This window comes from Nesterenkonia maliinae (genome assembly GCF_051262655.1).
In the GTDB taxonomy this organism is placed as follows: domain Bacteria; phylum Actinomycetota; class Actinomycetes; order Actinomycetales; family Micrococcaceae; genus Nesterenkonia.
In genome coordinates this window covers 763,462-776,264 of record NZ_JBIMEY010000001.1, presented here as the reverse complement: position 1 = coordinate 776,264, position 12,803 = coordinate 763,462, and the positions used below count along the sequence as shown (strand labels likewise).

12 protein-coding genes are annotated in these 12,803 nt (G+C 67.9%); 7 read left to right on the top strand and 5 right to left on the bottom strand.

All coding sequences use genetic code 11. The features are described from left to right. The first annotated feature begins 33 nt into the window (after positions 1–33). The gene (locus ACHAA4_RS03545; protein WP_435772796.1) at positions 34–1,815 is read left to right on the top strand and encodes a DUF4012 domain-containing protein; all 1,782 of its coding nucleotides are present in this window, start codon (positions 34–36) and stop codon (positions 1,813–1,815) included. 242 nt (positions 1,816–2,057) lie between these two features. Then, complete coding sequence (locus ACHAA4_RS03540) at positions 2,058–2,666, top strand: hypothetical protein (RefSeq protein WP_435772795.1); 609 nt, start codon at positions 2,058–2,060, stop codon at positions 2,664–2,666. Positions 2,667–3,447: 781 nt separating this feature from the next. Here ACHAA4_RS03540 and ACHAA4_RS03535 read toward each other — a convergent pair. From ACHAA4_RS03535 to ACHAA4_RS03525, 3 genes are read right to left on the bottom strand one after another with little or no spacing between them, the layout of a single operon-like run. Continuing rightward, positions 3,448–3,981 (bottom strand): DUF421 domain-containing protein, encoded by a 534-nt coding sequence (locus tag ACHAA4_RS03535; protein WP_435772794.1) that lies wholly within the window; start codon positions 3,979–3,981, stop codon positions 3,448–3,450. Between the two features lie 57 nt (positions 3,982–4,038). Next, positions 4,039–4,758, bottom strand: a complete 720-nt coding sequence (locus tag ACHAA4_RS03530) for a class F sortase (RefSeq protein ID WP_435772793.1) — start codon at positions 4,756–4,758, stop codon at positions 4,039–4,041. Beyond that, a complete protein-coding gene (locus ACHAA4_RS03525; protein WP_435772792.1) occupies positions 4,755–5,471 on the bottom strand; it encodes a CHRD domain-containing protein in 717 nt (238 codons plus the stop codon). The genes ACHAA4_RS03530 and ACHAA4_RS03525 overlap by 4 nt, the downstream gene beginning before the upstream one ends. A 211-nt stretch (positions 5,472–5,682) precedes the next feature. Between ACHAA4_RS03525 and ACHAA4_RS03520 the strand changes: the two genes are divergently transcribed. The 3 genes from ACHAA4_RS03520 to thiL are packed head-to-tail and all read left to right on the top strand — an operon-like array spanning position 5,683 to position 8,286. Beyond that, entirely contained in the window at positions 5,683–6,207 is a 525-nt protein-coding gene (locus ACHAA4_RS03520; protein WP_435772791.1) for a sigma-70 family RNA polymerase sigma factor, read from the top strand. Beyond that, positions 6,204–7,112 carry an anti-sigma factor family protein gene (locus tag ACHAA4_RS03515; protein ID WP_435772790.1) on the top strand — a complete coding sequence of 303 codons (909 nt, stop codon included), beginning with the start codon at positions 6,204–6,206 and terminating at the stop codon, positions 7,110–7,112. The genes ACHAA4_RS03520 and ACHAA4_RS03515 overlap by 4 nt, the downstream gene beginning before the upstream one ends. 4 nt (positions 7,113–7,116) lie before the next feature. Beyond that, complete coding sequence (gene thiL, locus ACHAA4_RS03510; RefSeq protein ID WP_435772789.1) at positions 7,117–8,286, top strand: thiamine-phosphate kinase; 1,170 nt, start codon at positions 7,117–7,119, stop codon at positions 8,284–8,286. On the opposite strand, the gene ACHAA4_RS03505 is transcribed toward thiL, so the two are convergent. Continuing rightward, a complete protein-coding gene (locus ACHAA4_RS03505; protein ID WP_435772788.1) occupies positions 8,273–9,613 on the bottom strand; it encodes a UDP-glucose dehydrogenase family protein in 1,341 nt (446 codons plus the stop codon). The genes thiL and ACHAA4_RS03505 overlap by 14 nt on opposite strands. Positions 9,614–9,667: 54 nt before the next feature. After that, a complete protein-coding gene (locus ACHAA4_RS03500; protein WP_435772787.1) occupies positions 9,668–10,585 on the bottom strand; it encodes an IclR family transcriptional regulator in 918 nt (305 codons plus the stop codon). 117 nt (positions 10,586–10,702) lie between these two features. Between ACHAA4_RS03500 and leuC the strand changes: the two genes are divergently transcribed. Beyond that, a complete protein-coding gene (gene leuC, locus ACHAA4_RS03495) occupies positions 10,703–12,136 on the top strand; it encodes a 3-isopropylmalate dehydratase large subunit (RefSeq protein WP_435772786.1) in 1,434 nt (477 codons plus the stop codon). 21 nt (positions 12,137–12,157) lie between these two features. Then, complete coding sequence (gene leuD, locus ACHAA4_RS03490; protein ID WP_435772785.1) at positions 12,158–12,757, top strand: 3-isopropylmalate dehydratase small subunit; 600 nt, start codon at positions 12,158–12,160, stop codon at positions 12,755–12,757. Positions 12,758–12,803: the final 46 nt, after the last annotated feature.

Below are 12,803 nucleotides of genomic sequence, written 5' to 3'. Positions count from 1 at the left end.
GGCGAGTACGGGAAGTGCCCTAGGATTGCCCCCATGGTCAGGAAGCGACAGCATCGGCGCAGGCGCGCATCAGGCAGGAGTGCCTCAAGCAGGGACGCGGCACGAAAAGTCTCCGCCGGACGGATCATCCTCGCGCTGGTGACCGTGCTCGCACTCGGGTTCGTGGTCGTCCTGGCCTGGGCCGGAGTCGGCGCAGCACGGGCGCTTCCCCATGTCGAGCGTGCTCAGCAAGTTGCCTCTGGGCTTGATATGCAGTCGGTGCTGGCGGGAGACACCTCGCAGGTCGACGAGCTGCAGAATGAACTCTCTGCCGCCCGCAGCAGCACCAGCGGTCCCGTGTGGAGGCTCGCCGAGGGCATCCCCTGGGTCGGCCCGCAGTTCAGCGCCACCCGCACACTCACCGAGACCCTCGACGACCTCGCCAGCGGAGGGCTTGCCACGGCGGCCGACGCTGGTGAGGGCGTGGACTCGCTGATGCCGGTCGACGGCCAGATCGACGTCGCCGGGATGGGCGCCCTCAATGTGCAGGTCGAATCGGCTCTGGAGTCCGTCACCGAGGCGCGCAGTCGCCTCGCCACGATCGAGCCCGCCTCCGTCGTCACTCCGCTGCGCGAAGGCACCGCCCAGGTCGACGGCCTTCTGGCGGAGATCGAGCCCACACTCGCGGGCACCTCGCTGGCCACGTCCCTGCTGCCCGGATTCCTCGGGGCCGACGGCGAGCGGCAGCACCTGCTGCTCCTGCAGAACAACGCCGAATGGCGTTCCCAGGGCGGCATCATCGGATCCGTCATCGAGCTCACCGCCACTGACGGACAGATCGAGTTCACCGATCAGGCGCCCGGCGCCAGCTTCGACCGCAGCGAGGAAGCCATCACGCCGCTGGAGTTCGACACCGAGCTGATCTACGGTGACCGTCCCGCCCGCTACATGCAGAACCCCACGATGATCCCGGAATTCGCCGAGGCGGCGCAGGTGGCCACGGCGTTCTGGAAGGAGGATCGCGGGGGTGACCCGACCGGGGTCATCTCGATCGATCCAGTCACGCTCTCCTACATGCTCGAGGCCACGGGACCCCTGGAGCTGCCCACTGGCGACACGCTCTCCAGCGAGAACGCCGTGGAGCTGCTGCTCAACGAGGCCTATCTGCGCTACGAGGATCCCGCTGACCAGGACCTGTTCTTCAGTGTGGCCGCCGAGGCCGTGTTTGATGCGCTGCTCAGCGATGACGTAGATCCGGTGATGGCCGTGCAGGCGATCACCCGCGCCGTGGAGGAGCGCCGCCTGCTGGTGTGGAGCGCGGACGAGGACGAGCGGGCCCTGCTCGAGGACACCGCGGTGGCCGGTGCGATGCCTGCCAGCGATGAGGACAGCACCGCCTTCGGCGTGTATCTCAATGACGGCACCGGCGCCAAGCTCGACTACTACATGGCCGCCGGCTCGAGCGTCCAGTGGTGCACCGACAGCACCGCATCGGTGCGCCTGACCCTGCGCAATGACGCACCCGAGGATATCCGCGACTACCCCGACTACCTGCTCGGCACCTCAGAGGAAGAGACCTCCAGTGGCGTGCCGCGCGGCATCACCCGCACGCTGACCTACGTCTACCTCCCAGAGGGGGCGGAGCTGAGCAGCAATGCCGGCGACGCGCAGCTCGCCGGGCAGCATGGCGGACGCAACGTCTACGAATGGACCACCGAACTCGCGCCGGGAGAATCCGCCACGCTGGACCTGCAGGCGAGCACGAGCACCGGGCCCGAGCTGGAGCTCATCTCGACCCCCGTGCTGAACGAGGTCGAGGTGGCTCCGGAGTGCTGATCGGTTGTTACTCAAGGGTAGAAAGCCGGCCAGGCGTACGGGAGATGACAAGAATGTTATCTTTTGCCTTGAATTCAGAAAATACCGGCCGTGGACCGGTGAAAAAGTTGCATTTCATGGGTGACTAACCGTAGATTGAATCTAGTCACGCACCCGGAGCATGATCCGGAGCGCGACACGCCAGGCGACTCTTCACGGAGATTGCTTTAAACCAATATCCTTCGAGCTTTGAGGTAGACCCCATGAAGAAGACCTTCGCAAAGACCCTGAGCGCAGCCGGCATCGTCGGCTTCGTCGCTCTCGCCCCGGCCCCCGCCTTCGCATACGAAGCGGCCGAGACGCCCGAAAGCATCACCATCAACATCGATGCCTCGACCACCGTGGTCTTCGCACCGGTCTTCATTGCAGGTGAAGACGTGAACATCACGCTCACCGGCATCAACGGCAACACCCAGGGCCTCGCCTCGGTCGGCGCCGTGTCCAGCACTTCGGTCACCAAGACCGCCGATGCAGACGGCGGCGTTGCTGCTGAGGTCACCCTCAACAGCGATGCAGCAGGCTCCTACGAGCTTACCGCCACCGGCGCAGAGGCTTCCGAGACTGTCGTCATCACCGTTGCAGGCGCAGCCGGCACCGGCTCCGACGAGGACGTCGCAGGCACCGGCACCGATGCAGCCAACACCGGCGTCGGCACCGACATGTCCGGTTCAGACGCAGCGGGCTCCGGGGAAGAGCTCGCAGCCACCGGCCCGGGCTCCATCGGCATCATCGTGGGCGGCGCAGCACTGCTGCTCGTCGGCGGCGCCGTTCTGGTCGCTCGCTCCATGCGCAACACGAAGTCGCACGCCTGAGCATAAGCTTCACCACAAGCGCTCTGCGCCCGCTTCCTCACGGAACGGGCGCAGAGCGCTTTTGTGTGCCCTCCCGCGTTGAGGGGCGGATTCTTCCGTGCATCTCATGGGCTTTTCGGCCCCAAGTGTGCGTAGAATCCGCCCCTCAACGCAGCGTGCGACTCAATCGACCGCTGTGCCCTGGACCTCGACCAGCTGACGGGGGATCGCGAGGCGGCTGGTGCCCAGCATCGTCGTCGCGGGGCCGACTCCGGCGGCGCCCAGGTGTCTCTCTAGCGGCTCCCTCGTGCGCGCTCTGTGGACCCGATACATCGCGGTCAGACCAGGGATGTCGAGGGTCCGGGCTTTTCCGAGGGTTCCCCTGACTGAATCCTCTGTCCAAGGACCAATTCACCGGGATGATTCCCGTTCTTTTGATCGCCACTGAATTCTGCATTCCTGCGCGCCCTCGGGGATCCATAGTTCAGGGTTGTCAACGTCTGCAGTTCCAGCCTGCCAAGCGCTCACGACACGCTTCATCAGGTATTCCCGATGGGACTGACCTCTGCGCGCAGACCGCTTGGTCTCACCAAGGCTCCGGCTGCGTCAGCGCGGCTGGATGACTGTTGCCGAACTGGCTGCTGAGCGGGAGGTCTCTGCCGAAGCTCACCGCACTGTTCTCGATGTTGTCACCACATACGTTGAGGGGCGGATTCTGCGAGCATTTCGTGGGCTTTTCGGCCCAAAGTACTCGTAGAATCCGCCCCTCAACGGAGTGGGGTGGGGTGGGGGAGAGAGCGGGTCAGTGGTCTTCGGCGTTGCCGGTGAAGCGCAGCACCGAGGAGGCGTCGCCGAGTTGGTCGTCTCCGATGACCACCAGGGCGCCGTTCTGCTCCAGGATCACTGCTGACACCTCGCCCATGGAGCCGCGGGAGGAGTTCCGCACCGCCGTGTGGACGTCATCCTCCACCAGCTGGTGCTTGCGCAGCGCCTTGCGCTGGAACTTGCCCTGGTAGTAGATGAGCACCGGGGGTGCATCCAGGACGCGGCGCATCTTGGGGGAGCGTCCGCGCACCCAGGCGAAGAGCCACTGCAGCAGCACCAGGAGGGCGAGCGTCAGCAGGGCCTGGCTGAGCGGGACGTCCACCGCGGTGATCGTGCGTCCGAAGGCCGAGCCGATGGTGACCGCCACGATGAAGTCCAGCGGCGTCATGTTCGCCATGGTCCGTGGTCCGGAGAGCCGGAGGATGAAGATCAGCGCGAGATAGCCCGCGGTGAGGGTGATGACGGTGTGGATGATGGGGTCCCACCCGTCCCAGTATTGAGTCATGTCCATCGGGCGACCATGTCACCTCGGGGTGTCAGTGTCCACCGAGGGGAGTGTCCGCCGGGATCAGGTGCCCGGATCCTCCACCGGGACGGCGAACACGATGTGGTTGTCCTCGTGGCTTCCGGCCTCGAAGTCGAAAATCCCGGTGCAGGTGATCAGCCGCAGCTCGTCCTCAGGCAGCGCGCCGAAGACCTCGCGGGTCGGGAAGTCGTCCTTGGCGAACACTTCGGTGCGCTCGACCCGGTAGAGGTGCACCTCGCCCTCGGCGTCGGTGACCTCCACGTCGTCACCGGGCTGCATCTCCACCAGACGGTGGAAGACTGCAGGACCCGTGGTGGAGTCCAGATGGCCTGCCAGCACGGTGGGTCCGCGTCCGCCGGGCATGCCGCCGCCGTCGAACCAGCCGACCTCGCTGAAGTCCTCGGGCACCTCCATGGTCCCGTCCTCCGCGATCCCGAGATCGATCAGGGCCTCCTCGACGTCGATAGAGGGGATGTTCACCGCCACCGGCCGGACTCCGGTCTCTGCGGAGGAAGCCCCCGAGCCCGCCGAGCTTGAGTTCGCTGAGCTCGAGCCCTCCGAATCAGGCTCCGCAGACGCCTTGGCCGACGACGACGACGCCGGATCCTCCGTCGTTGTAGACGGCTCCGGCTCGGGAAGAGTGCTCGGGGACGCAGGTGTCCCGCAGGCGCTCAGGCTCAGCCCGAGCGCCAGGGCGGCGGCCACCCGCAGGGGCAGCCGCCGAACCCTGGCGTCAGGACGCCCGGGGAGGGCTCGAATCATGCGGCCTGGTTGCGCCGGATCAGCATGAAGGCGCTTGCGCCGGCCAGTGCCAGCACGCCGGCTCCGACGAAGACGCCGACCTGGGTGTTGGACTGCTGCATTCCGCCGCCACCGGTCTCGATGCCGTCCAGCGGCACCTGCATCAGCTGGCCGCGGACCACGCCATCGACGAACTCCTCGGTGTGTGAATCACCGGTGAAGCCGGCAGGGTTGGCTTCGATCTCAGCCAGGCTGAATCCCTCGCCGGTGTCTGCGCCGTCGTCGCCCTCGACGCCGGTCATGAACGGTCCGGTCATGCAGCCGGAGGAGGTGCGAGGCTCGTCACCGATGGGCTCGGGGTTCGGGAATGCCAGACGCGGAGGTCCGGGCTCGCCGGCGGCGGCCTCATGGATGTGTGTGGCGGTCAGTGCCGGGCTCTCGTATCCGCCGGTGACGCCCTCGAGGGTGATCTCGTAGCAGATGACCTCTTCCTCTGAATTGATCCAGAACATGAAGTCGCCCGTCGCGCCCTCTTCACCCGGGGACACCTCGCCGTCCGCATTGATGACCTCATCCGGAGTCGCCATGACGGTGTAGGCGCTGGTGAACTCCTCGGGCCACTCGACCTCGGTGCCGGCCTCGGTGCTGGCCTGGGCCATGGTGGGGGAGAGCAGCAACACTGCTGCACCCAGTGTGGCGCCTGCGCCGAGGGTTCTGCGTCGTTGTGTCGTCATCGTGGGTGACTCCTTCGAGAACTCGAGCAGACCGAATCTCGGGCCGCCAAAGAGTAATACTGATCAAGTGGCCTCCGCGTTCATCGTTTTCAGGAATATTTTTGTCGCAGGCCGGATGAGGTTCTTGGCGCTGTGTATCGTAGACAACGATTCTTCAGCTCTCGCGACCTGATCGAGGGCCCGACCTGGAGCGATGGAGGCGGTTGAGCCGATGCGCACTGAACCGCAGGCGACCGCCGAGCTGCTGAGCATCGAGGCCGCCTATGATCAGCACAGTGCGGCACTCTTCGGGTTCGCCATCAACGCGCTCAAGGACCGCGGTGCCGCGGAGGAATGCGTCCAAGAGACCTTCGTGCGGGCCTGGCAGGCACTGGACCGCTTCGACCCGGCTCGCTCGACTCTGCGAAACTGGCTCTTCGCGATCGCCCGCAACGTGGTCCGGGACGAGTTCCGCGCCCGACGGCGCATCCCGATCCCGATGGAGCCCGAGATCACACTCTCTGACGTGCCAGATCCGCACGTCGCAGATCCGACCCAGACTATGCTTCTGGTCGAAGCCCTGGGAACGCTCAGCCCCGAACACAGCGAGATGGTCGTCGCCGTGCATGTGTTGGGGTTCTCCTACGCCGAACTCTCCGAGTCGATGCAGGTGCCGGTGCCCACCCTGCGGACGCGGACCTACTACGGATTGCGCGCCCTGCGACGTGCCATGGAACAGATGGAAGGTGAGTCATGAGTGGACATCACGACGACGCCGACCCCCGCCTGAGCGACGACCCCGGCTCCGAACGGCGGGCCGAGCTCCTGGGTGCCGCTGCCGCCGATGACCTCAGCCCCGCGGAGAGCCAAGAGCTTGACGCCATGTGCGCCCAGGACCCGGAGCTGGCCCGAGAGCTTGAGGAGATGCGCCACATCGGCTCCGCGCTGCGCGAGAGCTTCGGCTCCTGGCGCGAAGAGGCGCCCCCCGGGAACCTGCGCGACAAGGTGATCGCCCAGGTCAACGCCCAGCAGACCTCCGAGGCCGCCGTCCGCGAGACGCCGGCACTCCACTCGCCGACACCTCACGCTCCGGCACCCCGCTCATCGGAACCCCGCCCATCGGAAACTCGCTCAGCCGTGGAGCGGTCGCAGCGGAACTCCGTCTCCCAGAGTGCACCGCGGTCCGGATCCCGGCTGCGCCAGAGCCTCGCCCTGGCCGCCTGCGTGGCAGTGGGCGTCGCGGGGACCCTCGGGGTCCAGGCGATCGTGGACACGGACCCCGCCGGCACAGACCCCAGCGAGTCCGACGACGGGCTCATCGCCGCGGAGCCGCTCGGCCCGCCCGGCGAACTCGGCGCCCAGGAGCAGGTGAGCTTCAGCGATCCGGGCACCGGAGTCGACGTCGAGGGAGCCCTGGTCGCCCACACCTGGGGCACCGAGACGGTCCTGGAGATCGACGGGCTCGCGATCGGGGATGCCTTCACCGTGGTGCTCATCGGCACCGACGGGCAGGAGATCGAATCCGGCTCCTTCCTCGGCTCCCAGGTGCCCGTGGAGTGCCGGATGAACGGGGCGGTGCTGCGCGAGGACGTGGAGCGCCTCGAGATCCGCGACGATGCCGGCCTCGCCGTCACCGCAGCGGCACTGCCCGAGGTGTCGTGAGCTGATGCCCACCGATGCACCCGCGCTGAACGTGGGGGAGTCCGGGGAGGACGCCGTCCTCGCCGTGATCCTCGAGGAGCTCGGCGAGCTGCGCAGCGCCGCCACGGACTTCGCCGAGCTCACGCTGGCCCCCGGGGACGACGCGGCGGTGCTTGAGCTGCCCGACGACGGCGCGCCCGCCCGGATCGTGCTCACCACAGACACCCTGAGCCAGGACCAGGACTTCCGACCGAGCTGGTGGGCGCCGCAAGACCAGGGTGTGGCGATGGGTCGAGCTGTCGGGCTCAAAGCGGCCGCGCAGAACCTCTCCGACCTCAACGCCATGGCCGCGATCCCGATCGCTCTCCTGGTCAGCCTCACGCTGCCGGAGTCCACCCCGCTGGACTGGGTGCGCGGGTTCTACCGAGGACTTGCCGAGGCGGCGCGCCGCAAGGGCGCCGAACACTGCCGGATCGCCGGAGGCGACCTCGGTTCAGGCCCGGCAGTCTCGGTGACCCTGACCGCGGTCGGCCGGCTGTCCGCCGGTCAGCCGCCGCTGGTCCGCACCGGCGCCCGGCCGGGGGACCAGCTCGCGGTCTCGGGTCCGCTGGGCGCGGCGGCCGCGGGGCTGGCGCTGCTCGAAGCCGGACACCCCTGCGCCGCCCCTCAGCTGGCCCGGCTGCGCGACGCGCAGATCGCTCCGGCCCCGCGGCTCACCACCGGCGCCCAGGCGCTGGCTGCCGGCGCCACCGCCGGGATGGACCTCTCCGACGGGCTGCTGCGCGATGCCGGACGGCTCGCCCGGGCCTCAGCGGTCCGGGTGCGCCTCGACGAAGACGCTCTGGCCCACCAGGCTGCGGCGCTGCTCCCGGCGGCTGCGGCCCTGGGGCTCACGCAGTCCGAGTCCCACGCTCAGACGCTGCGCTGGGCCGCCGCCGGGGGAGAAGACTATGAGCTGCTGGCGAGCTTCCCCGCCGACGCCGCGCTGCCGGAGGGGTTCCTGACGGTCGGTGAGATCCTGGAGCCGACTCACCCTGACGAGACCAGTGACACGTGCGAGGGTGAGGACACGGACGAGCGCGGCAAGAGTTCCGCACACGGCGCAGACGCTGGCGCAGACGCCGATGGCGCCCGCGAGGTGGTCCTCACGGGCGCCATCGATGATCCTGGCTGGGATTCGCTCAGGCGTCGTTGAAGAACCGCCCCAGCTGGGCGAAGCGCCAACCGGCGCCTTCCCACTCCTCCGCGCTGAGCACGTTGCGCGCGTCGATGAACTGCTTCTTCGCCACCAGCGGCTCGAGATCGCTCGGAGTGAGCGACTTGAACTCGTTCCACTCGGTGGTCAGCACCACCAGGTCGGCGCCGGTGACCGCTTCGGTGAGCGAGTCCACGTAGCCCAGACGCGGGAACCGCTTGGCCGCGTTCTTGTTGCTCTCCGGGTCATAGACCGCGACGTCGGCACCGGAGCTGAACAGCCGCACGGCCACATCGAGGCCGGGGGAGTCGCGGACGTCGTCGGAGAGCGGCTTGAACGCCACACCCAGCACGGCGATGCGCTTGCCCGCGAGCTCCGCGTCGAGGATCTGCTCGGCGAGGGTGACCACCTTGTCGCGGCGACGCAGGTTGATCTGGTCCATCTCGTCGAGGAACCGCATGGTGTGGTCCAGGCCGAGCTCGCCGACACGGGTCTGCAGGGCGCGGATGTCCTTGGGCAGGCAGCCGCCGCCGAAGCCGACGCCGGCGTTGAGGAACTTCCGCCCGATGCGGGTGTCGTGACCGATGGCATCGGCCAGCGTGGTGATGTTGCCGCCGACGGCCTCGGTGACCTCGGCGAAGGCGTTGATGAAGGAGATCTTCGTGGCCAGGAACGCGTTCGCCGCGACCTTGACCAGCTCGGCGGTCTCGAAGTCGGTGGAGATCCACGGGGTGTCCCGGCTCAGCGCCTCGGAGTAGACCTCGCGCAGCACGGTCTCATCCGCCTCATCGGCGGTGCCCACGACCAGGCGGTCGGGGCGAAGCGTGTCCTGCACGGCGAAGCCTTCGCGCAGGAACTCGGGGTTCCAGGCGAGGGTCACACGCACACCCTCAGCGGACTCCTCCTCCACCATGGCCGCCAGGCGGCGCGCAGTGCCCACCGGGACGGTGGACTTGCCCACGATCAGCGCATCCTTCGTGATCGACCGGGCCAGTGAGCTGGTGGCGGCGTCGACGAAGGTCATGTCCGCGCCGGTGCCGCCGGCCTGCTGCGGGGTTCCCACGGCGATGAAGTGCACATCGCCCCAGGCGCCGACCCCTTCGAGGTCGGTGGTGAAGCGCAGTCGACCCGACTCCACGTGCTTGCGGATGAGCTCCGGCAGGCCGGGTTCATGGAAGGGAAGTTCGCCGCGGGAGAGCGAATCAATCTTCTCCGGGTCGATGTCCACGCCGAGCACGTTATAGCCCAGTTCTGCCATGCATGCCGCATGGGTGGCGCCGAGGTAGCCAGTTCCGATGACGCTAATATTCTCAATCACGCCCCTCATTCTAGGGGTGTGATCAGGATTCCTGGGAAATGCCTCCAGGTCGGTGTGCCGAGCCTAATGCTCGCCTAGTCCATGCTCCGCGGCGTCGGGGTTCTTGCGCACCAGTTCGGTGAGCTGATGCGCCGCCTGGACGACGACGCCGGCGTACTGCCGCCCGGGCTGACGGGTCAGCCGCTCGATCGGTCCGGAGATCGACACCGCCGCGAGCACCCGTCCTGAGGGTCCGCGCACCGGGGCGGAGACCGAGGCGACCCCGGCCTCACGCTCGCCGAGGGATTCGCCCCAGCCGCGGCGTCGCACTCCGGCCAGCACCGTCGGGGTGAACCGGGCGCCCTGGAGCCCCTCGACCAGGCGCTCGTGGTCCTCCCAGGCGAGCAGCACCTGGGCGGCGGAGCCGGCCTTCATGGAGAGCTGGGTCCCCACCGGGATGGAGTCGCGCAGACCGATCGGCCGCTCGGCCGAGGCCACGCAGACCCGGGCGTCACCCTGCCGGCGGTAGAGCTGGGAGCTCTCCCCGGTGGCGTCGCGCAGCCGCAGCAGGATCGGTCCGGCGGCGGTGACCAGTCGGTCATCCCCGGCGGCCGAGGCCAGCTCGGCGAGCCGAGAGCCGATCACGTAGCGGCCGCGCACGTCGCGGCTGAGGAAGCGGTGGTGCACCAGGGCGCTGGCCAGCCGGTGCACGGTGGGCCGGGCCAGTCCGGTGCTCTCCACCAGCTGCGCCAGCGAGGCCGGTCCGGCTTCGAGCGCGTCCATGATCATCACCGACTTGTCCACCACCCCGATGCCGGAGGGCGAGTGCAGCGGCCGCGGCGGATCCGCAGGCAGCGTGGGCCTGCGGCCGGAATCGGCCGGGGGCAGCTTCTGCGCCACCATCCGGCGCGGTCCAGAGCCGCCGCCCGCGGAGGCGTCCGAGCGGGAGGCCTGCGGTGAGTACTGTTCACCGGGCCGGGGGGAATAGGACGAAGCTGGCATGTGCCCATGATACTGGTAAACGCACCGCCGATCTCAGATAATGAGACCTGCGTGCGGGGTATAGATGCCGCCGCCCAATGGTGGTTCTGTAGAGAGTGAGCCCATCAGGAGGATCCCATGGCGAACAAGCCACTCACATTGCCTGAAAAGGTCTGGCGCGACCACGTCGTCGTCCCCGGCAAAGAGTCCGACGGTCAGCGGTCTCCGGACCTGCTCTACATCGACCTGCACCTGGTCCACGAGGTCACCAGCCCGCAGGCCTTCGAAGGCTTGCGCCTGGCCGATCGTCCGGTCCGCCGTCCGGACCTGACCATCGCCACCGAGGACCACAACACCCCGACGCTGGAGATCGACAAGCCCATCGCGGACCCGATCTCGCGCAAGCAGGTCGACACGCTGCGCGCCAACGCCGAGGAGTTCGGCGTCCGGATCCACTCCCTGGGCGACGCCGACCAGGGGATCGTCCACGTGGTGGGCCCGCAGCTGGGCCTCACCCAGCCCGGTATGACCGTGGTCTGCGGCGACTCCCACACCTCCACCCACGGGGCCTTCGGCGCCCTGGCCATGGGCATCGGCACCTCCGAGGTGGAGCATGTCCTGGCCACCCAGACCCTGCCGCTGAAGCCGTTCAAGACCATGGCGATCACCGTCAACGGGTCGCTGCGACCCGGCGTCAGCTCCAAGGACATCATCCTGGCGGTCATCGCCGAGATCGGCACCGGCGGCGGGCAGGGCTATGTGCTCGAATACCGCGGCAGCGCCATCGAGGAGCTCTCCATGGACGCGCGGATGACCATCTGCAACATGTCCATCGAAGCCGGCGCCCGGGCAGGCATGATCGCCCCGGACGCGACGACATATGAGTTCATCAAGGGCCGCCCGCACGCCCCGCAGGGCGAGGACTGGGACACGGCCGTCGAGTACTGGGACTCGCTGTGCACCGATGACGGGGCCGTCTTCGACGCCGAGGTCATCCTGGACGCCGACACCCTGGACCCCTTCGTGACCTGGGGCACCAACCCAGGGCAGGGCGTGAGCCTCAACGGCGCGGTCCCGGCCCCCACCGACTTCACCGACGACGTCGCCCGCGAGTCCGCCGAGCGCGCGCTGACCTACATGGACCTGGAACCGGGCACCCGGATGAAGGACATCCGCGTGGACACCGTATTCCTGGGCTCCTGCACCAACTCCCGGATGGAAGACCTGCGCGCCGCCGCGGAGATCATCGCCGGCCGCGACAAGGACCCGGACGTCCGGATGATCGTGGTCCCGGGCTCCGCGAAGGTCCGGCTGCAGGCCGAGGCCGAGGGCCTGGACAAGATCTTCAAGGAGTTCGGCGCCGAGTGGCGCTTCGCGGGCTGCTCGATGTGCCTGGGCATGAACCCGGACCAGCTGGCCCCGGGGGAGCGCTGCGCCTCCACCTCCAACCGCAACTTCGAGGGCCGGCAGGGCAAGGGCGGACGCACACACCTGGTCTCCCCGGTGGTGGCCGCGGCCACCGCGATCCGCGGGACCCTCTCCGCACCCGCCGACATCCTCATCCCTGCCTGAAGCCTGCCTGAAGAAGGAACCATGGAACCCATCACCACGCACACCGGCGTCGGCGTCCCGCTGAAGCAGTCCAATGTGGACACCGACCAGATCATTCCCGCGGTCTACCTCAAGCGGATCACCAAGACCGGCTTCGAGGACGCGCTCTTCTCCTCCTGGCGCAAGAACCCCGACTTCGTGCTGAACCAGCCCGTCTACAAGCACGGATCGGTGCTGGTCGCCGGCTCGGACTTCGGCACCGGCTCCTCCCGCGAGCACGCGGTCTGGGCGCTGAAGGACTACGGCTTCCGCGCCGTGATCTCCTCACGCTTCGCTGACATCTTCTACGGCAACTCCGCCAAGCAGGGCCTTCTCGCGGCGAAGGTCGCCCAGCCCGACGTGGAGCTGATCTGGAAGGAGCTGGAGAACAACCCCGGCACCGAGGTCACCGTGGACCTGATCAACCGGACCGTGCGCTGCGGATCGGTGGATACCACGTTCGAGATCGACAATTACACCCGCTGGCGGCTGCTCGAGGGGCTGGACGATATCTCGCTCACATTGCGGGAAGAGTCCTCGGTAAAAGACTTTGAGTCCACGCGCCCAGAATTCAAGCCAAAAACCCTGCCAGCAAAGGTCTGACCCGCATTGATTCGGCCCGGTACGGGTTTAGCCTTGACCGAATCGT

Coding starts and splice junctions, on each gene's coding strand:
- ACHAA4_RS03545 (WP_435772796.1), top strand. CDS start 34: ATGGTCAGGAAGCGACAGCATCGGCGCAGGCGCGCATCAGGCAGGAGT.
- ACHAA4_RS03540 (WP_435772795.1), top strand. CDS start 2,058: ATGAAGAAGACCTTCGCAAAGACCCTGAGCGCAGCCGGCATCGTCGGC.
- ACHAA4_RS03535 (WP_435772794.1), bottom strand. CDS start 3,981: ATGGACATGACTCAATACTGGGACGGGTGGGACCCCATCATCCACACC.
- ACHAA4_RS03530 (WP_435772793.1), bottom strand. CDS start 4,758: ATGATTCGAGCCCTCCCCGGGCGTCCTGACGCCAGGGTTCGGCGGCTG.
- ACHAA4_RS03525 (WP_435772792.1), bottom strand. CDS start 5,471: ATGACGACACAACGACGCAGAACCCTCGGCGCAGGCGCCACACTGGGT.
- ACHAA4_RS03520 (WP_435772791.1), top strand. CDS start 5,683: ATGCGCACTGAACCGCAGGCGACCGCCGAGCTGCTGAGCATCGAGGCC.
- ACHAA4_RS03515 (WP_435772790.1), top strand. CDS start 6,204: ATGAGTGGACATCACGACGACGCCGACCCCCGCCTGAGCGACGACCCC.
- thiL (WP_435772789.1), top strand. CDS start 7,117: ATGCCCACCGATGCACCCGCGCTGAACGTGGGGGAGTCCGGGGAGGAC.
- ACHAA4_RS03505 (WP_435772788.1), bottom strand. CDS start 9,613: ATGAGGGGCGTGATTGAGAATATTAGCGTCATCGGAACTGGCTACCTC.
- ACHAA4_RS03500 (WP_435772787.1), bottom strand. CDS start 10,585: ATGCCAGCTTCGTCCTATTCCCCCCGGCCCGGTGAACAGTACTCACCG.
- leuC (WP_435772786.1), top strand. CDS start 10,703: ATGGCGAACAAGCCACTCACATTGCCTGAAAAGGTCTGGCGCGACCAC.
- leuD (WP_435772785.1), top strand. CDS start 12,158: ATGGAACCCATCACCACGCACACCGGCGTCGGCGTCCCGCTGAAGCAG.